Source organism: Sporolactobacillus putidus (assembly GCF_014647035.1).
GTDB lineage: Bacteria > Bacillota > Bacilli > Bacillales > Sporolactobacillaceae > Sporolactobacillus > Sporolactobacillus putidus.
Genome location: NZ_BMOK01000004.1, coordinates 46,364 through 70,977, shown reverse-complemented (window position 1 = coordinate 70,977; position 24,614 = coordinate 46,364). Strand labels below are relative to the sequence as shown.

Genomic DNA, 24,614 nt, shown 5'->3' with positions numbered 1-24,614 from the left:
ATTGATGTTTATATGTTTGATTCCCGTGCAAACACTGAATTCCGTGCCAAACTTTACGGCTCAAGACTCTTTGCCTCTTATTGAACTTCCAGATGCAGGTCTCTCTCTTTGACCCAACCGGCGACTTTAATCACTCGATAGAGTACAAGCGTGATCACTCCCGGAATCAGGACACCGGAAACAATGAACACCATTAATCCGCGAACGCCCTGAACCGCAAGAATGTTCAGCGGGGCGATCAACGAGCTGAGACCAAGGCCGCCCAGTTCATAAGGGACTTTAAGGCCAAGCAGCATCGTTGCGATGGGCGCGCTCACCATTGCGGCAACGAACGGAGGAATAATCAGCTTCGGATTTTTGACCAGATTCGGAAACTGCACTTTCGGTGTAACGAGTGCTTGTGCGAAGAATCCGCCGAAGTCATTTTCTTTGTACGACATAACCGTGAAACCGACAAATTGGACCGTACAGCCAATCAGAGCCGCAGCACTTGATACAGGATCAAGCTGCAGAGCGATCGCCAGTGCAGCCGACGATGCCGGCGACATCAGGAAAATGCTCCAGACAAGCGCAATGACCATTGAAGCAATTGAGCGGTGATCCTTGAACGGAATGCGTGATTTGACCGCTGATCCAATTCAGTGAAGGAGTAACCACCAATGCAAGGCCGTAGCCGCATATACCACCAATCAGCACTGAGAAAAACGGAATTGCCATAATATCAAATTTCGTTCTGCCGGTGATTTTTTTACCGACAAACACGGCGATTGCCGCTGCCAGCACACCACTTACCGGCTGGCCGGTCGTGATTGTGAAGACCTGAGCCGGCGTTGTCTGAACCAGATGAATCGCATTCGCACCGACGGACGCACAGGCCATTGCCGCAAACATGGTCAGTGTATTGCTCTTCAATGCATACGCCACACCGGCTCCAAGAGCGGGAGCGAGCAGCACTTTCGCCGCGCCGCCGATTGTTTCAAAAGGCATGAATCCTGTGAATTTAGCGAGTGTTTCGAAGAGCAGCCCTACTCCTAATGTTACCAGGATGGCATAGGCAATCCCTCCGGAAACGGCGTACATTCGATCCATAAAATATTCCTTGAAACTCTGTTTGTCCGCGGCTTTCGCTTTCTGCCTGTCGGAATCACCCGTCTTGTTCGCCTCTTCTTTTTCTACTCTCATTTTTTGTTCTTCCTTCATCCTTTTTCGCTCCCTAATAATTTTCTATTTTTAAAAAAAGTCCGGCTGCAGTTCATCATTTAAAGATTGGTAGAATCGTGAACTGTGCTGCTGGTTTTTTCACCAGTTAAAATAATCGAAATATTCAAATGAAAAAAAGTCCAATAAAAAACCCATCCGTACGTGCCGGATAGGCGCTGCTTTTGCGATTGCCTGAGCGCCTATTCGTTAAAGATGATAAGCCGGACTCAAACAATGCCATTTCTGTTAAATGGTTTTGTTTCAATCCTTCATGTGCGCAAACGCAAAATAATTCGAATCAAGCCTTTCACTCGTATGCTGTTAATGACCTGTTCCATTATTCTCACTTCCCCCAAAATTTGTTTTTTGTGGTTGACATTGATACTATCAAAATTTGTTCAAGTTGTAAATAGCATTTTCATTTTTTCTTTAAAATTTTCTGTGAAATGCAGTTTGGTGTTTGCAGTTTACAGCCGGGATTTTTTATATCCGCTTTTTTTATGACCAGATCCCTGGGGACGTAACGGCAAATGTCCGGCTGCGCGCAAAGCAATACTCTATCTTGATACATAGGGATTGCCTGTTACCCAGAAACGCCATGGCCGAAAGCGCGCCTCGCCTGTATTTTCGATTCCGATGCGCGGTCCGGTCGAAATCTCCGCCGGAACAACACCGGGAGCGATATATAGTGGCAATTCTGTGAATTTTCTTCCGTAATCCTCCCGAGTGATGCCAAGCGCTTCAGTCAGCTTGCCTGGTCCGTTTGTCCATTCCATTCGTTTTCTCCCCGCCCGCCTGGCGCTGATCAGATCGAGTCCTTCAAACGGATCAAGCGCGCGGATCAAAACCGCTTCCGGGACATCAGTTGCCCCGCTGACAACATTAATCAGCGTATGTGTATGCATAACATATGTATAGACTCGTCCGGGTTCCGCAAACATCACTTCCGTCCGTTTTGTACGCCTGTTGCCGTAACTGTGCGCCGCCCGGTCCCCTGCGCCCATATAAGCCTCCGTCTCAACAATATAACCGGATGCCAGGCCTTCCGGTGTCTCGTTTACGAGCAGGCAGCCGAGCAGCGCCTGCGCCAGTTCAAGCGTAGGACGATGATAAAAATCGATGGGCAGGGGCTGGTGTTTTGCAGTCAATTTTCCGCCGCCTTTCTGTACACTTTTCTTTTCTAAAATAAGGACAGGGACTTGGAAGCCGCCAGTCCAGAGGCCGATTTATAAAACTTGCCGATTGGCTGAAGTCCGGCAGCTGCCCGGCAATCCGTATGGTTTTATCCGCCACGCCTTTGCGGAGGAACAGCTCTTTCGACGTCCCCGGCATCTTTTACAAAAAATAAGACGGATAAATCTCGATTTCAGGCGAAACGCGTGTCACCGGGACAAGCGGTTCGTTCTGTTTCATCAAATCCGTTTTGTTTACTTTTTTGTTTGTGGACAAATCTGTCACCTCAGAAAATGGAATGACTAAGAAAGCATATGAAAATACAATGAAACCTATAATTCTTCACTTCCGGACACCAGCTTTCCGTCTTCCAGCACCTTCCGTCCATCAATCCGCACATCAGGGTTCTTGAAGACACAGTCGATATGAACACCCGCCTCAACCGTTCCCCCAAATGTCAGATTGCTTCCAAAAGCAATGTGAACCGTCCCATACACTTTCTCATCTTCAAGCACATTGCCGGTAATCCGCGCCCGGCGGTTTGTCCCAATCCCGAATTCGGCGACCGACCGGCCCGGCCCGGTTCCGAGTATATTCAGGAGCTGTTCCGCCCCCTCGCCTTCCGCTTTGATGAGACGGCCGTTTTCAACTGTCAGAAGAAGCGCGGAACGCATCTTGCCGACACCGACAACAGAACCGTCAACCAGGATCTCTCCGGAGGCTGTTCCTTCAACCGGTGCGATGAATGCTTCTCCTGACGGCAGATTGCCCGACTCGCCGGGATGGATATAGACGCCTGTGCTTGGCACGCCCTTTCGCTCCTCAATGGAAAATGCAAGTTGGTGCCCCTCTTTTTCAATGGTCACCCGGCGGCCGCGGTCAAGCAGTCCGGTAACGTGCTCCGTCAGTATCTTGACTTCTGAGTAATTCGCAGTTATCGCACCCTCCAGAAACATGTCTTCCGTAATTCCAGGCATGGTCGCGAGTCTTGTACCCGACGCCACCGCCTGTTTGCGTGCTTTAGTATGCGTGAGCGAAAATTCGGTGATACAGACGGCCGCGTCCGACTCGGCAAGAGCCGCGGCGATTGCCCGCGGCGGCTCTTCACCGGACTTTTTCCGTTCCTTCATCACCATCAGCAGCGTTTCCGCACCGAGTGTCTGCCCGGCCCGGTACAGCGCTTCAGCCAGACTCTTTTTCGCATCATCCGTTACGATCAGAAAAATCTCGCCCGCTTTCAGATCCAGACTGTTCTTTAAGATTTCCTGACAGACATTGCTCAATTCCATACGACCATCCCTCTTGAATTATTCGGTCAGCCGCGGGCAGACATAATGGTTTCAAAGGCCCGCTTGATCTCCGTCACCTTGATATTGGCCTGCCTGATGCTTTCCTCTGAAGCGCCGCTGCTGACCAGCAGGTCCGGATGATTTTCCTTGATCCGAAGCCGATATTGCTTTTTTATCGTTTCATCGGAGTCATTCTCGCTGCAGCCGAGCACCTGGTAACATGCGGCCAGATCACCGCTTTTTTCTTGCTCGCTTCCGTAAAAACGGGCTTTGATCGAGGTGTATGCTTCGCTCAGGCCGAAGATCTCCGCAGCCTCTACGATCAAAGCCTCCTCTTCCGGCTTCAAGAATCCGTCGGCAAACGCGATCGTAAGCAGCGCGGTCAGCGTATCTTCCAGAATGTCGCGGCGGCCGCCGACCGATGTGTACAGGTTTTCAGCGATGCTTTCGAATGATTCGTCTGTATAACGTGCCGCGTTAAAAACAGACATAATCTGGCTGAGCTGTTCCCTGCTCGGCTGAAAGGCCTGCCTGACAATCCGGTCTACCTGACGCACTTCGTTCTCCGTGACCACCCCGTCTTTTTTTGCCAACTTGGCAAAAAGTTTGACGATCCACTCGACCTGCGGGAGAATCCGGTCCTCCCCGATTCGGTAGGTGCGGCCGTCCGAGCTGTATGTGAATGTCCTGCCGCAGTTTGGACAGGTCCAGTTTCCCGGTATATCGTCAATGGCGACCCCGCTCCCGCAATAGGGACAGGCCGCCTCGACTCTCCTTCGCCAGTTCATACCGCCCCCGCCCGTTTGCCGCGGCCGGAAAGTCCGGCTCATCCTCTTGTTCGGTATAAACAGAATGACGACCAGAGCGATCCAATAGAAAACGGTACCAAGAAAAAACCAGACGATCGGATTTCGCCCTTTAGCCGATGCAATTGCCGCAGTCACAAATCCCGTTAAAATTCTTAAAAGAAGTCCTCCCAAAAGAAATCAAGCCCTTCTTCATCTGTGCGTGCTTTTATCGCTCTTCACATTACATTCACTATAACAAAGTTTTCGATATTTTATGTACAATCGTGACGCAAAGTTTCCGTTTGGATTAATTTTAACGGGCGGAAAAGCGGGCTTTATTTCTGAAGAAGTTCGGGCTTATCAATAAAGCGACCCCGCTGACCGCGAAAAAAGTCCGTGTTTTCTCTGAAGAGCACACAGTCCGTGATTATGACGCAGCAAACGAAAATTGTGCAACAGTTTAACAGATAGGGGATGTGAAAAACTGAGGAGCCATCTTTTCTGACCAGGAGCTGCTTTTCGTGATTCCGGAATAACTTTATCCCATTTCGGAGCTGTCTCGGCCCAATAAAATAATGGGCCGGAAAATTTTTCATATCGGAGCAACATGTCCGCAGCTCCCATAAAAAAAACTGATTGTACCGCTGGCTCATGTCAGATCTCTGTTGAATGGGACAAACCGGTGAAAAGGGGAGGCGTTTGCTTCATTCCGGCAGGCGGAAAACGTTTTTCCAAAAAATGATGAAAAACGAGCTGAAATGGCTGATTCCGATGTGTACACAGAGAGCAAAGAGCCTAAAATCGTCAGTAAAGTGCTGAGAATCGTTAGTAAACGTTGAAAAATCAACAGTAAGCGGCAGAGAATCAACAGTTATGTTCAAAGAATCAACAGTAAACGACCTGAAATCAATAAGTGCGAATAATCGGAATTACAAAAAGGCCCTTTATCCTGCACTGACCGCTCAATTCCGTCGTCAGCTTGACGATGATCTTGAGTGGTTAATTCTTTATCGAAACCTCCGGATGTGTCTGCCGATTTGATGAGCAGAAGAGATAATAAAAAAAAATAATTGCCCCGGGCGCCATTTTCTGTGCTTCCGATCACACTTCTTTTCTATAGCTTTCTTGCAGGTGTGAATCGTCCAGTTTCAAGCCGATCATTTTGATGCATTTCTGACAAATGACATGTTGACCAGTTTATTAAAGTCGTAACCCTTGGTGTACACGCCTGTTTTGGCGACGACATCCATCGGCTTCGCCACGGCTGCCGGGGTGATGATGCCGTCTTTGCTCCACAGTTGATCTTTATATGCGCGGTCCATCGCCGCTTTCAGGCTTGCATCGGGCGTTGTCGGAAATTCTTTTTTCAGTACCTTAAAAGCCTCGGCCCGATTTTCATTGACCAGCTTCAGGCCCTTAAGCATCGCATTGACAAATTTCTGAACGGTCTGAGGTTCTTTTTTTATCGTCGACTGTTTCACGCTGACCACAGAATAAGCATAGTCACCGAGACTTGGGAATCCGTAAAACGGCTCGCCCCAAGCGCCTTTCTTGATCCCGTCGGTAATCTGCGGTTCCGCTCCGTTAGCCATGTCGGCCTTGCCCTGAGACACAAGCGCGACCACAGCTGCCGCATCGGCCGGCTCTTCCAGTCTGACGTCTTTTTCCGGATTGAGGCCGACCTTCATCAGCAGCCAGCGTGTAAGCAGGTTCGGGCTGCCGCCGTACCGGCCGGCGGCAATCGTTTTGCCTTTCAGAAACTCGGCAATCCCTTTGTCGCTGTGATCTTTCAGCTGCAGCTTTGAGCCCGCCATCAGATAGACATTGGCCCGATCGACAACGTTCACGACAGATACAATTGGATCCTTGTTTCCGCTATTTGCGATCTGGTTGGAATCCGGTCCGCCGATCACGCCCCACGCTTCTCCGCTGACGACAGACGTCACATGCGCTCCGCCCGTCGCTGTGATAACACTGACATTCAGGCCCTCCTGCTTAAAGTAGCCTTTATCAATAGCGGCATAAAGCGGCAGATAGGCGATCAGGTGAACGGGCTCGGCAATGGCAATATTTTCCGCTGCTTTCTCGCCCCCTGATGCCCCGCAGCCCGACAGGAACAGGGCGGTGGCCACCATCAGGCTCAGCACCCACTTCAGCTTTTTCATACTCTTCTTTACCTCCATTTATGATTTTGGGTTTCTTCCTCTCATTAGCCGGCGTTCCAGCCAGACGGTTCCGAGATACATTACAATCGACAGGACCGATAGCGACACGACACCGACCCATACAAGATCCATATTCAGTACCTGGCCGGCGTAGAGGATCATCCTTCCGATCCCCTGCCTTGAGCTGATGAATTCACCGACGATCGTTCCGGCCAGCGCGAGGGAAATATTGATTTTAAGAATGCCGACCATCCATGGCATCGAGGCCGGAACGACCACTTTCATAAATACATGGCGTCTTTTGGCTCCGAGCGAAATAAGCATCTTCTCAAGGTCGCGATCGATATTTTTCACTCCGCTGTGCGCCGCGATTGCCGCGACAACCACGGTCATCAGGAAGGCAAGCATCACTTTTGAATTGAAGCCGATGCCGAACATGATCACGAGCACCGGCGCCAGCGCGAGTTTCGGCACCGCGTTAAAAGCAATCAAATACGGTTCGGCGATCTTTGCATACAGTCCGGACCACCAGAACGACAGACCGATAACACTCCCGGCCAAGGTACCGAGAATAAAACCGATGATCGTCGTACCCGACGTATAGGCAAGATCCTGAAGCAGGGTCCCTTTCGTGATCGCCGTCCAACCGGTCCGGACAATGGTCAGGGGGCTGCTCCAGTAATAACTGTCCAGCCACCCGATCCGCGTCAGGAATTCCCATAAAAAGATAATCAGTATGCCCGCGATGATTTGTCCCGCAAATGCTCTGCGCCGCATTCTTGCCGCATCCGCACCCTGATCCTCAATCAGCGGGCCACGGCTGTCCTCCTCCTTTTGTCCCGCCATGGACTCACCTCCATTCCTCCACTTCCAGCAAATTCTCTTACACTGGCTCGCGTTCTTCCTTCAGCATCAACAGAAGCTCACGTTTCAGCTGTAAAAAACGCTCATCCATCATGGTCTCTTCACCGCGCGGACGCGGCAGGCCGACATCGATTCGGGCCTTAATCCGGCCCGGCCGATGAGTAAAAACGTAAATTTCATCAGAAAGATAAATGGCTTCGTCAATATCATGGGTCACGAAAAGAACTGTTTTCCGAAAATCATTCCAGATCTGCAGAAGCCAGCTCTGCATTTGAAGCCGCGTCTGCGCATCCAGCGCGCCGAACGGTTCATCGAGAAGAATGACGTCCTTGTCATACAGCAGCGTCCGGATCAGTCCGGCCCGCTGCCGCATACCGCCGGACAGCGCATCGGGATGATCATATTCGAACCCTTTGAGACCGTACTTCTGCAGCATCGGGAGCGCCCGTTCACGCGCCCGCTTTTTCGGAACACCGCGGATTTCGAGCCCGATAATCACATTGTCAAGAATCGTCCGCCACGGGAGCAGCAGATCTTTCTGAAGCATGTACCCGACATGCCCGCTCTCGCAGGTAATGTTTTTCCCATCGAGAAGCACCTGTCCCCCGGACGGCCTGGCCAGGCCGGAAATGATATTGAAAAGTGTCGATTTGCCGCAGCCGCTCGGACCAATAATGCTGACAAATCTGCCGCTCCTGATACGCATATCGGCTTCCTTCAGCGTGCACAGCTGCTCGCCGTTCTTCCTGTAATATTTGCTGCAGTGTACCACTTCCAGCTCGCTCACTCTGCGATCCCTTCCTTTTCCCGGATGATTTGGCCGGCACAACGCAAAATTTCTCATCATTTTTCCGGGCCATTCCGTATAAAATTGGGCTCTCGTAATGATATATGCTCTGGGCACCTGCCGTGACACAGGAATGTACAGACGAAAACGCATTCATACAAAAATAAAATATGAGCAATCCCTTTAGCTCACCAAGATATAAGTTTTTAAAAATGATAAGCTGAAGAACGTTTTATTTCTAAATAAAGCGATCATCCAGCACCTTAGAGCGATTGTCTCTGAGTTCGGGGCGATTCTTCCGTATCTTGAGGCGATTGTCTCTGGGTTCGCGGCGATTCTCTAGCACCTTAGGGCGATAACTTCTGATTTTCGTGCAGTCGGGAATTTTCCTATCACCTGCTTGCCAGTATTACGGCGGCATAGGCAGCGGCTTATCATGAGTAAACGAGATAATCTATAAAACCAGCTCTATTCATTCGGAACCAAGTGTTTCATCAATATTGTGATTTTTGCGGAAAATATCTGCTTAACGTGATAATCTATAATAAAAGCGGAGATCGAAGGTGAATGTGATCGACACGGGAAAAGATATCATTCTGTCGATGAAAAATCTGACCATGAATTATGGAAACGGGCCCGTCTTGAAGGGCATCGATCTCGATGTGTACCGGGGCCAGATCGTCGGCTACATTGGTCCGAACGGGGCCGGCAAAAGCACAACCGTCCGGATCATGCTTGGGCTTCAGCAAGGCTACAGCGGTGAGGTGCGACTGTTCGGCGAGGATATCCGGACAAGCGGTGTCGCCTACAAACAGCGAATCGGCTACGTTCCGGAAACGGCGGAGCTATATGACACTCTGTCGGCGCGCGAATACCTGATTTTCTCTGGAGAATGCTACGGTATGGACGAAAAGCGGGCTGAGCGAAAAGCCAACATGCTGATGGAGCAGTTTGGCCTCTCCGGGAGTATTGACGCCCGCCTTTCCTCCTTTTCAAAAGGGATGCGGCAGAAGGTACTGATCATTTCGAGCCTGCTGCACAATCCGGACCTGTTGTTTTTCGACGAACCGCTGAGCGGCCTGGACGCAAACAGTGTGCTTGTTTTCAAGGAAATTCTCGCACGGCTCGCAAGTGAGGGAAAAACTATTTTCTACTCCTCCCACATCATGGACGTTGTGGAGAAAATCAGTCACCGTATCGTGCTTCTGGCGAACGGGCAGATCGCTGCCGACGGAAGCTTTGATGATCTGAAGGAGCAAAATAAAGAAGGCACATTGGAGGAGATCTTTAATCAGCTGACAGGATTTCACGAGCATGCGAAAATCGCACAGGATTTTGTCTCCATTGTCGAAGAGGTGTGACAGATGGAAAACCTGCGTCTGATCAAATTTCTGGATGTGTTTCAGCGTTTTTTTGAGTGGTTGGGCATCGATTACGCGATGATGAGGAAAATTTTAGCGGTCAAGTTGACGATGGACGCGAGGCGGGCTCCTGTCGTCCTTAATGGAACCAGGAACAAAAAGCGCAAAGAAAGCAATTTGTTTTTAAAATCACTCTGGCTCTACGCGCTGACCGGACTGTTTCTCGTCCCGATTGTCCTCATGGGGCACAATTTTCTGTTTCAGATGAGCCTGATCTTCGGCATTATTATGTTCATGGTCATGATGTCGATGATCGCCGACTTCTCTTCCGTACTTCTGGACACGCGGGACAAGTCGATCCTGTATACCAAACCGATCGACCCGAAAACGCTTCAAGCCGCCAAGGCGGTGCACGTTTGCCTGTACCTCTTGCTGCTGACCGGCTCGCTGGCCGCTCCCTCAGCTGTTGCCGGGCTGCTGCACAGCGGCCCTTTATTCTTGCTATTATTTCTTCCGGAGCTGGTTCTGCTGGATCTTTTCGTCGTGACCATTACAGCACTCATCTATCTCCTGATTCTGAAATTTTTTGACGGGGAACGGCTCAAAGATGTCATTAACTATGTACAGATCATCCTCTCCTTTTCAATTGCCATCGGCTACCAGCTGCTTGTCCGTGCTTTTGATCTGGCAGGTATGCACATCATTTTTCATCCGGCTTGGTGGCAGCTGTTTATCCCGCCCTTATGGTTCAGCTCATTTTTCGCATGGCTGCTCGGCGGTGACAAAAGTCCGCAGATCCTCGTGTTCTCTGCGGCAGGAATTGTGCTGCCGCTTCTTTCCATTCTGATTTACAGCAAATGCAGTCCGGCCTTTGAAGCCGCGATTCAGAAACTTTCCAGCTATGGAGGCAAAACCGGGCCGCATTCTGGAAAAACAGACAGGCTATTGGGGCAGATCTTTTGCTCTCGCCGTGAAGAACAGGTATTTTTTCATTTCGCCGCACTGACGATGAAAAATGACCGTCCGTTCAAATTGAAAGTCTATCCGATGGTTGGTTTTTCACTTATTTTTCCGTTCATTTTCATTTTTACTTCATTGCAGGACCAGTCGTGGGCGCAATTACAAACGGGGAAGTCTTATTTTTTCCTCTATTTCAGCCTGATCATGATTCCGACAGCGGTATCCATGCTGAAATTCTCCGGATCATATAAAGGAGCCTGGATTTTCGGCACCGCACCAATTAAGCATCCGGCCTTCATCTACAGTGGAACTTTAAAAGCTTTTATCATCAAGCTGCTCCTTCCTGTTTATTTAGTTTTAACCGTCGTATTCCTGGCCATTTTTAAGTGGATGATTCTTCCTGATCTGGTTGTCATTTTTATAACTGCATGTTTGTACAGCGTATTCTGCTACAAAGTCATCAATGGAGAGACGCTCCCCTTTTCAAGATCCTTTGAGACTGTCCAGGAAGGCGGCAATATGCAGACGCTGCTACTTATGGCCGCTGTCGTGCCGCTCGCCGGTCTGCACGCAATGATCGGCGCGCTCCTTCCCGGATCCGGTCTCTGGTTCTATGCACTGATTCTGCTGGCCGGGAACTTTTTCGCTTGGCGGAAGGTTTTCTAAAGAGTGTGCTTTTCGCCAGCTTATGCCATCATTGGCCCTAGCGCCGCCCCCTTCCTTGTGTATCGATTCCGTGATGTGTTGCAAAGCCTCTGTCGTGGTAAGATAGATGAAGATGATGAAAGGGAGATGGACCTGTTGAAGGAAGACATCATTAAACGGTTTACATCGTATGCAAAAGTAAATACGCAATCAAACGACGACAATCCCGGCTGCCCGTCGACACCTGGTCAGCTGACGCTGCTAAATCAGCTCGTGGATGAACTGAAGGCGCTCGGCATGGCCGATGTGACGATCGATGCAAATGGCTACGTGATGGCGACGCTGCCGGCCAATACGGATAAAAATGTGCCGATAGTCGGCTTCATGTCGCACGTCGATACGGCAACCGATTTTACAGGCGACGGCGTCAAACCGCAGCTCATCGAAAATTACGATGGAGAAGAGATCGTTCTGAACAAAGAACGGAATGTCGTGCTCAGCCCGGACACGTTTCCAGAACTGAAAAGATATGTCGGGCACACTCTGATCACGACCGACGGCACCACGCTGCTCGGCGCCGATGATAAGTCCGGCATTTCAGAGATCATGACCGCCATGGATTATCTGCTGCACCATCCTGAGATCAAACACGGCAACGTGCGCGTCGCTTTCACACCTGACGAAGAGATCGGCCGCGGTCCGCATAAATTCGACGTCGCGGCGTTTGGGGCGAAACTGGCTTACACCGTGGACGGCGGCGCGCTTGGCGGACTTGAGTATGAAAATTTCAATGCCGCCGAAGCGAAACTCTTTTTCAACGGAAGCAACGTCCACCCGGGTTCCGCCAAAGGAAAGATGATTAATTCGATCAAAATCGCCATCGATTTCCAGAACCAGATTCCTGAGGGTGAAGCACCGGAACTGACTGAAGGTTATGAAGGCTTCTACCACCTGCTCTCATTTACCGGTGACGTTGAACGAACCAAACTCGTGTACATCATCCGCGACTTCGACAAAGCCAAGTTCGCGGCCAAGAAAGCGTTCGTTCAGGATACAGTCAGAAAGCTTCAGGAAAAATACGGGCAAGACAGCATCATTCTTGAACTGAAAGACCAATATTACAACATGAAAGAGAAAGTGGAACAAAACAAGGAAGTGGTCGACGTCGCTTATCAGGCGATGAAAAACCTCGGCATCGAGCCGCAGGTCCTGCCGATCCGGGGCGGCACGGACGGCGCCCAGATTTCCTACATGGGCCTGCCGACGCCGAACCTGTTCACCGGCGGCGAGAACTTTCACGGAAAATTCGAGTATATTTCCGTCGATAACATGGTCAAAGCCGCGCAAACCATCGTGGAAATTGTGAAACTTTTTGCAGTACAGGCTTAATAACGTTCCACAGAAAACAAGCATCTCTGAAACCGTTTATCCAGCGGTCCCAGAGATGCTTGTTTTTATGTACAGGAGAAGCCGCTCCAAGATACGGATTCAGGTGGATCTTTTTTCATCCCGGTCGGCATATTCCTCATATCTTTTACAAATCGTCCTTCCGCGGTTGTCCAGAACCTTTTTCACATGCTCAATGTCGCTGACATTGTACTTTGCCATGACAAGATAGCAGATTGCCGAAGGAATCAGTGGCAGCTCCAGAAGACTCATCGTCAGGACATAGTCACCCGGACTCTGCAGATAGATGGAGACAAAGGCAAGTATGCCGCCCACGCCCAGATTTCCAAAAGTACGTCCCAGGCTGTTGGCCAGATTGGCGATACTGAATACGGTACCGCGATGTTCGGGAAGATTAACATCCGTGATCAGCGCCAGCCAGTTTGGGGTATTCGCAGACTGGGCCGCGGACGCAAACAGTGCGATCGTAAAAAGGGCCAGTATCCATGGATTGGTAAACATCTGCTCCATCAGACTGAAAAACAGCGTGACCGAATTCACCGTCTCAGGGAGTGATAATTGATTAATTGGAAAAATAAATAATAGGATATAGAGCGGCATGGTCACAAACACGAATGCCGCCGTAATCAGGGCGCGCGCTTTGTAGTTTCTGCGCTGCAAAACATCCCCAAGATAGCCGAACAGGGAAGTCAGCGTCCCGCCGATCTGAAAAATGCCGTACAGAAAGGACGCGACAATCACGGACACTTTATTTCCATAGCCCAATGCTCCAAGCTTTGCAATATAGAGCGTTGGAAGCCAGATGAGACTCCCTGTCGCGATGTTCATGAAGAAGCCCTGAAGAAACAGGAGCAGGTTGCTTCTCTTTCCAAGCATCATAGACATCTGGCTCAGGGTGATCCGGTAATTATAGCTCTGTCCTTCTTCAATCAGCGCTCGAAGTTCCGGCTCGGTATTCCCGATTTTCGGTTCTTCTACAAAAAAATAAAAAACGATCAGGAGCAAGCCGAGCAGGCTGAGTACCTCAAACGGCACGCGCCAATCCGACAGCGTCGAGATGATTGACGCAATCAGAGCACCCGCGATGCCGCCGAATCCCTGCGACATCCCCCAGAGGCTGAGGATCATGCCTCTGGAATGGTAGGGAACATAGTCGGTCAGCGCGCTGAAACCGATCGAGGCCACGCAGCCGAGACCGATTCCGGTCACGATCTGAAAGGCCAGCAACAGAAGATAGGATGGGCTCAGCGAGGTCAGGTAGACGCCGGCCACCCAGATCAGCGTCCCGGCAATAATTAATTTTTTCCGGTTATATTTCCCCGATAGGTAGCCCCAGAAAAGGGAGGAAACCGCTGTCGCAAGAATGTTCACCGCCGAAACGACGCCCATCGCCGATATGGGGACGCCCAGATCCTGTGAAATATTTTTAAACAGAGGAGGAAAAAGCCCGATGACAATGTTGTCAAATGCCGCAAGACTGACATAAACACAAATGGCGTAAATTGTTTTGAATTTCTGAAATGACATGGAATGCCTGTCTCCTTAAGGTTTGGTGTTGCACAACCTTTAACTTTTTGCTAGCATTATTTTATAACTTTCTTAAAATAAATTGTTTCTTGTCCCAGTTTATCATACAATGTAATTTAGACAGAAGAGGCTGTTTATCTAGCGAGTCAGTCCAATTGTTAGAGAAAGGATATCTTCGATGATTAAAAACATACTCATCATATCGTCTAATTACACCGGCCATGGACATAAGAGCATTACCGAATCTTTGAGCGAGAAATTCGATATTGTTCCGGATGTCAAGATCCATGTTGTCGATGGCTTTTCTCTTGGCGGAAGCACACTGCTCAAAGTAGGCAAAATGTACGGGCCGATCACAAGAAATTCAGAGAACCTGTGGAAGATCATCTGGGATTACACTTCGGTGAAAGTGCCGTTTGTCAACCATTTGATTGAACTGAAAATCAGAACGAGATTTCTTGCACTGCTCGATCAAGTCAAGCCGGATCTGATTCTGACTGTACATCCGAACTTCAATGGTTCAATTATTAACATATTGGAAAAAAATAATATTCATATTCCTTTTGTAACACTGATTGCCGATCTGATCAGCATCACGCCGTTCTGGGCCGATCCCCGCGCCGATTATATCATCAGTCCTACCGAAGAAGCAAAGGACAAGTGTATTGAATTCGGCGTTCCTGCCGACAAGATCAAAGTGCTCGGCTTTCCCGTCCGTTCACGCTTCTACAACCACGCAGCCAAGGATGTCCCGGATCATTATACCCCGGGCAAGCCTTTGAACTGCCTGATCATGAGCGGCGGCGAAGGTGTCGGTAATATGGGCAAGATGGCTAAGACGCTGATTGAAAATTTTGGGTTCAATATTACCATTGTAGCCGGAAGAAATGAAAAATTACAAGCTCATCTAAAAAAATCTCTGGGAAAAAAATACGGCGATAAAGTAAAGATCTACGGTTTCACAAGAAACATACAGGATCTGATCGCCAGTTCCGACATTGCCTTTATCAGGAGCAGCCCGAATGTCATGATGGAAGCTGTCTCATGCAACACGCCGATCGTGATCACCGGTGCGCTCCCCGGCCAGGAATCGGGCAATCCGAAATTTGCGGAAAAGTACCATCTGGCCATCACCTGTGATTCGATGAACGACCTTGTCCCGACGATCAACGAACTGCTTGAAAATAACGTGGCCATGCTAAAAGAAATCAAGAAATCGCAGCAAGAATATGTTGATCCGCTAATCCCTGAAAACATCGTCAAGTTTATCTTGAATATTCCAAGCGAATCCCTGCAGACGGCCGGTGTCTCACATGAAGCCTCTTCAATGAACAAAATGAATTACGAATCCTGAGATTCTCTGAAGCTCAGATGCACAGCGGCAGAAGGCGCGCCGGTTTTATATGAACAGGCGCAGGCTTTCTGCCGCTTTTACAATGTTTCCCCAGCCCTCGCCAAGAATTATGTTTCACTGAGGATGTCTCAAAAGTCAATTTGATGTGAGACATCCTTTTAATAAGCTAATAAAGCGCCTGAAGCGTACATTTTGAATCAAGCGCGCAGGCGCGGGACTCCTGCGGGAAAGCGAGCAACCGGAGCGCAGCAAAAGTTGTTTGCGGATAACCTTTTAGGACAGCCCCATGCGTCTCTATTCTGTCACTATTTCCCTTGATTTTCATTTTCATACTTGAGGCAATTTTATTAACAAATCTTTCAATCAGTAAAAAATTTTGAATTTATGTTAAACTGATTCTATCGCTAACTTATTTCAGATCTCTGTTGAATTGGACAAACTGGTGAAAAAAAAAGGGGGCGTTTTCTTCATTCCAGCAGGCGGAAATCGTTTTTCCCCCAAATGATGAAAAAGCGAATTGAAATGGCTGGTCCCGATGTGTACACAGGAGCAAAGAGCCTGAAGTCGTCAGTAAGTGCTGAGAATCATTAGTAAACGTTGGAAAAATCAACAGTAAGCAACCCAAAATAAATAAGACTGAATAATCAGAATTACAATAAAATATTTTTATCCGGCACGGACACGAAAAATATCTGGGCCTTTTCCATGTATGCCTTCACCTTCTGTGCCATGCTCACTCTAGTGATTCTGCAGGTCAAAATGTACGCCGGACTGAGGAAAAAGGCGAAGCGCTGTGAGAAGAGCATTAAAAAAGTGCTGAATCAATAACTTGCCGGACTGAACCGTGAGGTGAAAAAATTGGAACATTTCCTGCTTTTTATACTTGTCTCCATCCCGCTTATTCTGCTTCCGGGACCTGATATGGCCCTTACGACAAAAAACACACTGGTCTCGGGAAAGGCGGGCGGTATCCTGACTATCAGCGGTACCACAACCGCTCTTCTCATTCATACAACCGCCGCTGCTCTTGGCCTGTCCGCGCTTCTTGTAAAATCCGCTTTTCTCTTTTCTCTATTCAAATATGCGGGAGCGGTCTATCTGACGTATCTGGGTACCCGTGCTCTCTTTGCTCTGCGCAAGAACGAGCGTCCTGCGTTCGAAATTGGGCCATCCGCAGCAAGGCCCGCTGTCCGCTCCGGAAATAATTACCTTCAGGGCCTACTGACCGATCTGCTGAATCCGAAGGTCGCTGTTTTCTTTCTGACCTTTCTGCCGCAATTTATCAGTCCGGACAACCGTTCGGCGCTTCCGTTCATCATTCTCGGACTGACTCATGTTCTGTTGAACTTTATTCTTTTTTCGGTTTATGTCGTACTCATTGACCTCATCAGGGTATGGATCCAAAAGCCTGCTGTCCGGCGGGCCATTCAGGGCATGACAGGGTTTATTTTAATCGGATTCGGCATTAAGCTGGCGTTTGACAGGCAGAACTGAGCCCGCGCACACTCGACTTAAAAAGTATCAGGGTGAGTTTCCCCACCCTGATATGGACTTTCCATATGCACTTGTCCGGATCCATCCAGTTCAGGATCTGCGCACCTTTTCTTTCCTGATCTGTTTGCTTCGCAGCTGCCCGCAGGCAGCGTCGATATCCGTTCCGAATTCCTTACGGACAACAGCATTAATGCCCTTTTTCTGCAGCGTGTCGTAAAAAGCGGCGACCGCGTCTTTTTCACTGCGCTGATATTCCGAATGCTCCTCGACCGGATTGTACGGAATCAGATTGACAAAGGCCAGATGACGCTTGTCCTCCAGCAGCCCGGCAAGCTGAAGCGCCTCTTCTTTATGATCGTTAATGTCTTTAAGCATAATATATTCAAATGTGATTCGGCGATTGGTCTTTTTCAGATAATAGTCCACGGCTTCCATCAGTTTCTCGATCGGATAGGCGCGATTGATCTTCATGATCCGGCTGCGCAGCTCGTTATTCGGCGCGTGAAGCGAAATAGCCAGATTAACCTGCCAGTCGATATCGGCGAACTCATAAATCTTCGGAACAATTCCGCTCGTCGACACCGTGATGTGCCGGGCACCGATCGACAGACCCTTTTGATCATTGATAATCCGCAGGAAGTCTATGACGTGATCAAAATTATCGAACGGTTCGCCAATCCCCATGACGACGATATGGCCGACCCGTTCCCCGTTTCCCGCCTGATCAAGACGCTTCTGAATCGCGACAAGCTGTTCAACCATTTCGCCGCTTGTCAGATCACGGTTCTTCCGCAGCAGCCCGCTTGCACAGAAACTGCAGCCGATGTTGCAGCCGACCTGCGAGGTCACGCAGACTGAAAGCCCGTATTCATGCGGCATCAGCACGGTCTCGATCAGGTTGCCGTCCGTCAGCTGAAAAAGAAATTTTGTCGTTCCGTCCTTCGCCTTCTGTGCAATCTGCTCCTTCAAAGTCCCCATCACAAAATACGCTTTAAGCAGCCCGATGCTTTTCCCGGACAGATTGGTCATCTCGTCGAAATCGCCGGCGCGTTTCACATAAAGCCAGTCCCAGATCTGCGCCGCGCGAAACTTTTTCTCTCCGTGCTCCAATACCCATGCCGTCAACTGTTCGAATGTCAAACCGTATATGGATTGTTTGTCCATTTCCTAACCTCTTTCAAAAAACCGCGTGATGTTTTCATCATACCGACTACCGTTTCAATGTGCAAGAATGACCGGAATATTTTCGAAGATCCGGAATACCCCGCGCGGATCCGGGAGAAATATCGCGGTCAGTCCTTGGACCGCCTGAAAGATAATTTTTTCCCCGGACGTTTGTATTGCACGTCAAGAACATCAATCAGAAAGACGAAAACCGGAAGTCCGACGATCAGGCCCCAGATGCCAAAAAAATGCTCGGAGAAAATTAATACGACAAAAGTCAGGAAGACAGGCAGTTCGGTTTTAGCCGACATCAGTTTGGGATTAAGTACGTAAGCCTCCACACCATGTACGGCGAGAATCGTCAGCACCATATAGATGACATCCTGGATTCCACCGATAGTATAACCGATCATGCAAAGCGGTATAAGAGAAATAATAACTCCCGCAACAGGGATCAGACTCAGCACAAAGATCATCAGAATCAAGCTGAACAATTGCGGAAAATGAAGAATTGAGAGAATCACTGATGTGATCGCAGTGTTTACAATCGCTATTACGAACTGTGCCTCCAGCACTTTACCAAACGTATCGATAAAACGTGCGCCGAAAAAAGCCGCTTCATCGTAAAGAAAACCGATTTGGCTTTTTTTAAAGCCGGCCGCAAACGTAATCAGGCGGTCTTTTTCCAGTGAAAAGAACAGGCTGAGCAGCAGCGCAAGAAAGAGATCGACGGCGAACGAGCCGAATGTTGAGAATGAATCGATCAGAATCTTCACACCGGAACCCAGATACGTATTCACATTGTATTTCTTCAATTGGTCAAGAATCGCATTTCCGAGAACGGAACCTTGAAAGTCTTTAATGGTTTTCATGATGGATTTAAACAGTTCGACCGTCTGTTCGGATATAACCGGCAGATAGAAGGTTATCGAAACATAAATGCCGAGCGCAATCAGTAAATAAAGAAGAACGACGATCAGCCGGCGTGGGATCTTGAGCTTTTGGTGAACAAAAGTTTCCAGACGGTCAATCAGGAACGAAAAAATAAAGGTCAGCAAAAGCAAATTAATCAAGCTTTTCAAAAGGTACAAAATAAAAATCAGCAGGCCAAAAATAAGCACCCGCCTGACAGATTGCTTCTTCAAATAATCAATAAGTCTGTTCATAATTGATCCAGTTTCCCCATTCTGTTTTCTCAGGTCCGGTTTTCCGTTCCTTATTCTTTTTATCTTGGACATGGCAATATACTTTCATTCTAGATGGTTTTCAGAAATTATGCAAAATAAAATTAGAAGAAACACGGTCTCAGCCGGGCTCCGTCAAGAAATTTTCAGAATTTCACTTATTGCCAAACAATCCGAATCAATGATCTGCTATTTTAAACCGGCCCTGAAGCCGGGGACCCGGGGCTTAACCTGCAGAAAAAGCCGCCCGGATTTGCTGCCGGACGGCTTTCGGCTGTTTAAGCCTCGTTTACTTCATCAAGGCGAGGGCCCCCATCGGATCCCATGGCTTCAACTCAACAGGCTCCTGTTCATAGGCCTCTTTCAATTCATCGGAAAGATATTTTTTGTTGACCACAACCTGGTAGGTGAATTCATCCATCCATTTGTCGCTCATCACAAAATATCCTTTATTTCCGACTTTTTCTCCCCAGCTATTTTCAACCTTCCAACGGTTCGGCTTGCCGTCAACAAGATTGACACCGGACAAAACCATAGCATGCGTCAGACAGCTTTCCTTATAGTCCAAACGCTCTGCTTTGGAAAGTTTGAATTCCGTGCTGAACGCCGTGTCGTAATCGTAGAGATCCTTATCCATGATGCCGAGCTTGCTGTCCGAATAAAGAACCACGTCACACCCGAACCAGACAGTTTCCTTGTCTTTAATCTGACTGATGGCCAGATTCTTCAGCGTATCGATGTCGACATTTAAATACTTGATCTTGCGGCCACCGGCAACGGTCCCGAGAAACTGCACTGTGTAGGTCTTCTTGAATGGTTTGTCTGCCGTTGGCGCATTGATGATGCTGACATAGTCATCCAGATTCAGCCCGACGTATTTCTTAAAAAACTCCTTGGGAGTGATACCTGTTTCCCTGTGAAATTCTTTCTTATCCTCATCACGGTACTCGAAATCAAATGTCTTCGGAGGTTCACCAAGTGAGAAAGCGAGAATTCTGTAGATATCACCAAGCATTTCATCCTTGACTTCTTCAAGATCGGCTTTCGACTTTCCCTTTTCATGCATTTTTCGCAGCACGCCCGCGTCTTCGCGCAGCTTGGCGTTGAGAAGACCATTCAGTTCCCTTGTACGGCTGCTCTGAAATGTTTCCGGCATGACCTGCTTCGGAACGACACCGTATTTTTCGATGATGGCCACAAGCATATCCCACTGACCGCCGTCCTGCTGAGGTGTCGCCATAAGCCATGAAACAAGCCGGCCGTCCAGCGGCTCATCGGCTGTTTCGATGACACTTTCCAGAAAATAGTTTGATTTTTCAAATTTATCCCAGAACAACGTATAATTCTGAGACAGCTCGAAGTCTTTCAAATTGAACATATCGTTCAGTTTGTGGCGGAACGTGTTCAGTGCTGCAAACATCCAGCATCTGCCGCTCATTTTCTGGTCGGTGACTTTCCCGGTTTCGATCTCCTCAGAGAATACAGGATTCATAGATACGAGCGAATCGTTGTTTAAAGTTGCGGCATTGATACCGTTTTTCATGATCGCATCTTTGACAATTTTGTTCTTCGGCTTTGTCTGTATTTTGTCGGAATACTTAGTAACCATGGATGCTGAAATTTCCTTTGTCAATTCCGTTTCCCCCTCCGTAAACAACTCCCAAGATCATTATATGCTTAAAAAGAAACACTAGCAAAACCGTTAACTGCTAAAGATGCCCATCCGTACAAAAATATGTAAGAATTTCTGACATACTTTTGTACGGACTGGACTGTCCCTTCCTGCCGAAGCGACAGGGACCCGGCCTCTAATGCCGTCCCGCCCGCAGGCTTTCCAGTTTCCGGGTCACTCTTTTTTGCAGAAGTTCCAGCCGTTCGGCTTGTTTCAAAAAAAGTTGCTCCGCCTGAAGCACGGTAATTTTTTTGAAATTCAGTACGCTGCCCGGCGGAAGCTGAGACAAGAGAGGCAGATCCACGGCTGCGACCTGCGCGATACGCGGATAACCGCCGGTCGATTGATGATCGGTTAAAAGAATAATCGGCTGCCCGCTGCGGGGAACCTGTATCGAACCGTTTGTGACCGCCTCCGAGTAGAGCTCAAGCGGATGTTCGAGCGACAGATTCTCACCCTCCAGTCTGTATCCCATTCGATCGGACGATGCCGTCACGCGATAAGCGGATCTGAGAAACTTATTTCGGCTTTCAGCTGAAAATCTCGGCCAGAGCGTATCTAATGTTACCCGGATCGTCTGAACGCCCTGATAGGACCGGCGCAGTGAGAAAAACCAGCCGTCTTCCGGAACAGGATCGTCCATGACCCCGGCTGCAAGAGAAGAAGGCCGGCCGACGGGCAGACGGTCCTGCTCCATTAAAGGGCGGCCCTTAAAACCGCCCTGTTTTGCCCGTTCGTAAGTCGACCGGCTGTTAAACCACGGATCGGTGTCAATTCCCCCGGCTACCGCAAAATAGCCTCTGCTGCCAGATGCAAGCCCACCGATGGAAAGAATCTGGCCTTCCCGCGCCAGAAGCGGCCGGCCGATGCCGACTGCCCGATTATCCAGTTTCGGCCTGCACTCCGCGCCCGTTATCGCGAACAGCGTGTCCTCGGTAAAGAGCACGGTCGGTCCCATAAAAGAATATTCAATCACGGCGGTCGACGAAGGATTGGCGACAAGCCAGTTAGCCAGTTTGGCCGAAGGCGGATCCATGACACCCCCCACAATCATTCCGAACCGCTGGTAACCCGTGCGGCCGAGGTCCTGCACGGAGGCGGCGAAACCCTTTTGAATCACTGTGAAAGCCATCATCTTCTCTCCTTTGTCCGTTTGTACTCCTGCTCTGTGATCGGATCGAACTTAACGAGGTCCCCGGCCATGAGCAGCGTCGGGGGATCGGTATCGGGAGTGAAGAGAGGCAAAGGTGTGCGGCCGATAATCTGCCAGCCGCCCGGCGAATCAAGCGGGTACGCACCGGTCTGTCGGCCGGCAATGCCGACCGAACCAGCGGCGATTTTTACCCTCGGGGCAGCCCGCCTCGGTGTGGCAAGCTCTTCCGGCAGTCCTCCAAGAAATGGAAAACCCGGAGCAAAACCAAGCATATACACGAGATATTCCGGTTCGGAATGTTTGGCGATCACTTCATCAACGGACAGATTGTGGATGTCCGCGACTTCCCTCAGATCCGGTCCAAAATCGCCGCCATAACACACGGGGATATGCACCGTTCTTCTGCTTTTCTCCTGCTTCTTCCTTTCTGCCATACGCTCTAGGAGCCCCAGCAGATAATCGACCACCTGCTGCTGGGCCGGCAGATCCTTTTTCCCATATGCAATCACTTGGCGCGGATCATAGTAAAAGACCACATTAGTATAGGCGGGTACATATTCAATGAATCCGCCGAATGGATGCCTGTCAAAAAAAGCTGTGAACTGATTGATTTTCTGCTGAATGACCGGATCAATGCGATCCCCGAAAATGACGCGGACCGCCAGTTCACCAAAAGGTTCTATTTTCATTTCTGTATTCCACCCTGCATCTAATTAAAAAGAAAACTCGCCCATGGGCAAGTTCCCCTTGTTCGCACCGACAAAAAACGGAATGAACAGACTTATTTTCTATTCATGCATATGAGTGAAGCGCTTGTGTTAAAGAATACTGAACGCCGTATCCTTTCGGTCTGTAATGAACATATGCCCGGGGGCATGCGTAATCGCAATCTCGGGTCTGGAAGCCATCACCGCGGCCTGCGGCGTCACACCGCAAGCCCAGAATACCGGGATCTCATAATCATGAATCGTGACCGCATCGCCAAAATCCGGATGGGACAGATCGGAAACACCGATTTTCGCGGGATCGCCGAAGTGAACCGGAGCACCATGAACAGACGGAAAGCGGCTGGTCACCTGAATCGCTCTTATCGCCTGCCGTTCGGTCATCGGACGCATGCTGACAACCATCGGTCCTTTGAAGACGCCTGCCGATCTGCAGGGAATATTCGTCCGGTACATCGGGACATTGCATTGCTCTTCAATCTGGCGGACGGGAACATCATTTTCCAGCAGCGCCTGTTCAAAGCTGAAACTGCAGCCGATCAGAAAAGAAACAAAATCCTCCCGCCACATCCGTTTGATATCGGTGACTTCATCGGTCAATACCCCGTGTTTGTATATACGGTATTTCGGAATTTCTGTCCGTATATCCGCGTGATCCGCCATCAATTTCACGATCGCATCCCCGGTATCAAGCACTTCCAGCAAAGGGCAGGGACGCGGATTGCGCTGGCAGAAAAGCAAAAAGTCGTACGCGTATTTTTGGGGTAATATGACCAGGTTCGCCTGTGTATAGCCATTGGAAAGACCGCTTGTTGGTTTTCGCCATTTACCTTCGCGAATCAATTGACGAACCTTGGAAGGCAGCATACCGGATAAATTTTCAAACTCAGTCATTTCAGTCATCTCCATAACATCAATGCCAGGCCGCTATCTCAATGCCCTGATTCTTTAACTCCCGATTTATTTTTTCTGCAAAAGCGAGCGCCGCTTCGCCATCTCCATGCAGGCAGATCGTTTCGGCGCGGACAGAAACTTTTTTGCCGCTTGCAGTCGTCACTGTTCCGTCATGGATCATCTGCAGAACCTGCCTGATCGCCTGATCCTCGTCTGTGATCAGCGCATTCGGCTGCGAACGGGCAGTCAGGGATCCGTCCGGTTGATAGGTGCGGTCCGCATAAGCCTCATAAACCACATGAAGACCCGCCTTTTCAGCGGCCGCTGTCAGATAAGTGCCGTCCATGCCAAAAAGCAGCAAATCGGCGCTGACGTCTTTTACAGCCTGAACGACCGCCTCAGCCATGTCCTCGTGATCGGAAGCCATATGATATAACGCCCCGTGAGGCTTGACGTGATTCACCCTGACCTTCTGGGTGCGGGCGAACGCCTGCAAAGCCCCCACCTGGTAGACGACCATATCGTAGACTTCCGCCGGAGTAACGTTCATCTCCCGCCGTCCGAACCCTTCGAGATCGCGAAGCCCGGGATGTGCGCCGATCGCAACCGCGTTTTTCTTCGCCCGGCCAACCGTCCGGTGCATTTCTGAAGAGTCTCCCGCGTGAAACCCGCAGGCAATATTTGCGGATGAAATCAGCGGCAGGACTTTTTCGTCATTTCCGATGACATAGCGGCCGAAGCTTTCTCCCAAATCGCAGTTCAAATCGATCTGAACCATTTTAAAATCATTCTCCTTCAAAAACAATTA

At 49.4% G+C, this 24,614-nt stretch carries 19 protein-coding genes and 1 pseudogene; 5 read left to right on the top strand and 15 right to left on the bottom strand.

The features are described 5' to 3' along the window. Nucleotides 1–77: 77 nt before the first annotated feature. From IEX81_RS05975 to IEX81_RS05945, 7 genes and pseudogenes are all read right to left on the bottom strand, one after another. Nucleotides 78–1,089 (bottom strand): annotated as a pseudogene (locus IEX81_RS05975) (PTS sugar transporter subunit IIC). A 668-nt stretch (nucleotides 1,090–1,757) separates the two neighbouring features. Continuing rightward, entirely contained in the window at nucleotides 1,758–2,348 is a 591-nt protein-coding gene (locus tag IEX81_RS05970; protein ID WP_188802167.1) for a DNA-3-methyladenine glycosylase, read from the bottom strand. Nucleotides 2,349–2,705: 357 nt separating this feature from the next. Beyond that, a complete protein-coding gene (locus IEX81_RS05965) occupies nucleotides 2,706–3,662 on the bottom strand; it encodes an aminopeptidase (protein ID WP_188802166.1) in 957 nt (318 codons plus the stop codon). A gap of 26 nt (nucleotides 3,663–3,688) precedes the next feature. Then, nucleotides 3,689–4,642 carry a TerB family tellurite resistance protein gene (locus IEX81_RS05960; protein WP_188802165.1) on the bottom strand — a complete coding sequence of 318 codons (954 nt, stop codon included), beginning with the start codon at nucleotides 4,640–4,642 and terminating at the stop codon, nucleotides 3,689–3,691. 965 nt (nucleotides 4,643–5,607) lie between these two features. Further along, on the bottom strand, nucleotides 5,608–6,615 hold the full coding sequence (locus tag IEX81_RS05955) for an ABC transporter substrate-binding protein (RefSeq protein ID WP_188802164.1): 1,008 nt from the start codon (nucleotides 6,613–6,615) through the stop codon (nucleotides 5,608–5,610). A gap of 18 nt (nucleotides 6,616–6,633) precedes the next feature. Next, complete coding sequence (locus tag IEX81_RS05950) at nucleotides 6,634–7,461, bottom strand: ABC transporter permease (protein ID WP_188802163.1); 828 nt, start codon at nucleotides 7,459–7,461, stop codon at nucleotides 6,634–6,636. Between the two features lie 37 nt (nucleotides 7,462–7,498). Beyond that, nucleotides 7,499–8,266: an ABC transporter ATP-binding protein gene (locus tag IEX81_RS05945; protein ID WP_188802162.1), complete on the bottom strand. Its 768-nt coding sequence runs from the start codon at nucleotides 8,264–8,266 to the stop codon at nucleotides 7,499–7,501. 572 nt (nucleotides 8,267–8,838) lie between these two features. Between IEX81_RS05945 and IEX81_RS05940 the strand changes: the two genes are divergently transcribed. The 3 genes from IEX81_RS05940 (at nucleotide 8,839) to pepT (ending at nucleotide 12,621) form a co-directional block, all read left to right on the top strand. Then, nucleotides 8,839–9,627: an ABC transporter ATP-binding protein gene (locus IEX81_RS05940; RefSeq protein ID WP_188802348.1), complete on the top strand. Its 789-nt coding sequence runs from the start codon at nucleotides 8,839–8,841 to the stop codon at nucleotides 9,625–9,627. Between the two features lie 3 nt (nucleotides 9,628–9,630). Further along, nucleotides 9,631–11,253, top strand: coding sequence for a hypothetical protein (locus IEX81_RS05935; protein WP_188802161.1), 1,623 nt, complete (start codon nucleotides 9,631–9,633; stop codon nucleotides 11,251–11,253). 135 nt (nucleotides 11,254–11,388) lie between these two features. Further along, nucleotides 11,389–12,621, top strand: a complete 1,233-nt coding sequence (gene pepT / locus IEX81_RS05930) for a peptidase T (protein ID WP_188802160.1) — start codon at nucleotides 11,389–11,391, stop codon at nucleotides 12,619–12,621. 99 nt (nucleotides 12,622–12,720) lie between these two features. Here the strand turns inward: pepT and IEX81_RS05925 are convergent, their stop codons facing one another. After that, nucleotides 12,721–14,166: an MFS transporter gene (locus IEX81_RS05925; protein WP_188802159.1), complete on the bottom strand. Its 1,446-nt coding sequence runs from the start codon at nucleotides 14,164–14,166 to the stop codon at nucleotides 12,721–12,723. Nucleotides 14,167–14,344: 178 nt separating this feature from the next. Between IEX81_RS05925 and IEX81_RS05920 the strand changes: the two genes are divergently transcribed. Together IEX81_RS05920 and IEX81_RS05915 are read left to right on the top strand one after the other, a co-directional pair. After that, nucleotides 14,345–15,520: an MGDG synthase family glycosyltransferase gene (locus IEX81_RS05920; protein ID WP_188802158.1), complete on the top strand. Its 1,176-nt coding sequence runs from the start codon at nucleotides 14,345–14,347 to the stop codon at nucleotides 15,518–15,520. Between the two features lie 858 nt (nucleotides 15,521–16,378). Further along, on the top strand, nucleotides 16,379–17,014 hold the full coding sequence (locus IEX81_RS05915) for a LysE family translocator (RefSeq protein ID WP_188802157.1): 636 nt from the start codon (nucleotides 16,379–16,381) through the stop codon (nucleotides 17,012–17,014). 90 nt (nucleotides 17,015–17,104) lie between these two features. On the opposite strand, the gene rlmN is transcribed toward IEX81_RS05915, so the two are convergent. The 7 genes from rlmN to IEX81_RS05880 all read right to left on the bottom strand — a co-directional run bounded on the left by rlmN (nucleotide 17,105) and on the right by IEX81_RS05880 (nucleotide 24,584). Further along, nucleotides 17,105–18,178, bottom strand: a complete 1,074-nt coding sequence (gene rlmN / locus IEX81_RS05910; RefSeq protein ID WP_188802156.1) for a dual-specificity RNA methyltransferase RlmN — start codon at nucleotides 18,176–18,178, stop codon at nucleotides 17,105–17,107. 128 nt (nucleotides 18,179–18,306) lie between these two features. Beyond that, nucleotides 18,307–19,344, bottom strand: coding sequence for an AI-2E family transporter (locus IEX81_RS05905; protein ID WP_188802155.1), 1,038 nt, complete (start codon nucleotides 19,342–19,344; stop codon nucleotides 18,307–18,309). Between the two features lie 307 nt (nucleotides 19,345–19,651). Further along, a complete protein-coding gene (locus IEX81_RS05900) occupies nucleotides 19,652–20,995 on the bottom strand; it encodes a C1 family peptidase (protein WP_308424066.1) in 1,344 nt (447 codons plus the stop codon). A 175-nt stretch (nucleotides 20,996–21,170) separates the two neighbouring features. Continuing rightward, nucleotides 21,171–22,166, bottom strand: coding sequence for a 5-oxoprolinase subunit C family protein (locus tag IEX81_RS05895; protein ID WP_188802154.1), 996 nt, complete (start codon nucleotides 22,164–22,166; stop codon nucleotides 21,171–21,173). Then, entirely contained in the window at nucleotides 22,166–22,876 is a 711-nt protein-coding gene (gene pxpB, locus IEX81_RS05890; RefSeq protein ID WP_188802153.1) for a 5-oxoprolinase subunit PxpB, read from the bottom strand. The genes IEX81_RS05895 and pxpB overlap by 1 nt, the downstream gene beginning before the upstream one ends. Nucleotides 22,877–23,005: 129 nt before the next feature. After that, nucleotides 23,006–23,806: a putative hydro-lyase gene (locus IEX81_RS05885; protein WP_188802152.1), complete on the bottom strand. Its 801-nt coding sequence runs from the start codon at nucleotides 23,804–23,806 to the stop codon at nucleotides 23,006–23,008. A 19-nt stretch (nucleotides 23,807–23,825) separates the two neighbouring features. Next, complete coding sequence (locus IEX81_RS05880) at nucleotides 23,826–24,584, bottom strand: LamB/YcsF family protein (RefSeq protein WP_188802151.1); 759 nt, start codon at nucleotides 24,582–24,584, stop codon at nucleotides 23,826–23,828. Nucleotides 24,585–24,614 lie beyond the last annotated feature (30 nt).

Bases quoted from the DNA above. Each gene is read 5' to 3' on its own strand.
- IEX81_RS05965 (WP_188802166.1), bottom strand. From the start codon at position 3,662: ATGGAATTGAGCAATGTCTGTCAGGAAATCTTAAAGAACAGTCTGGAT.
- IEX81_RS05955 (WP_188802164.1), bottom strand. From the start codon at position 6,615: ATGAAAAAGCTGAAGTGGGTGCTGAGCCTGATGGTGGCCACCGCCCTG.
- IEX81_RS05950 (WP_188802163.1), bottom strand. From the start codon at position 7,461: ATGGCGGGACAAAAGGAGGAGGACAGCCGTGGCCCGCTGATTGAGGAT.
- IEX81_RS05935 (WP_188802161.1), top strand. From the start codon at position 9,631: ATGGAAAACCTGCGTCTGATCAAATTTCTGGATGTGTTTCAGCGTTTT.
- IEX81_RS05925 (WP_188802159.1), bottom strand. From the start codon at position 14,166: ATGTCATTTCAGAAATTCAAAACAATTTACGCCATTTGTGTTTATGTC.
- IEX81_RS05920 (WP_188802158.1), top strand. From the start codon at position 14,345: ATGATTAAAAACATACTCATCATATCGTCTAATTACACCGGCCATGGA.
- rlmN (WP_188802156.1), bottom strand. From the start codon at position 18,178: ATGGACAAACAATCCATATACGGTTTGACATTCGAACAGTTGACGGCA.
- IEX81_RS05905 (WP_188802155.1), bottom strand. From the start codon at position 19,344: ATGAACAGACTTATTGATTATTTGAAGAAGCAATCTGTCAGGCGGGTG.
- IEX81_RS05895 (WP_188802154.1), bottom strand. From the start codon at position 22,166: ATGGCTTTCACAGTGATTCAAAAGGGTTTCGCCGCCTCCGTGCAGGAC.
- pxpB (WP_188802153.1), bottom strand. From the start codon at position 22,876: ATGAAAATAGAACCTTTTGGTGAACTGGCGGTCCGCGTCATTTTCGGG.
- IEX81_RS05885 (WP_188802152.1), bottom strand. From the start codon at position 23,806: ATGACTGAGTTTGAAAATTTATCCGGTATGCTGCCTTCCAAGGTTCGT.
- IEX81_RS05880 (WP_188802151.1), bottom strand. From the start codon at position 24,584: ATGGTTCAGATCGATTTGAACTGCGATTTGGGAGAAAGCTTCGGCCGC.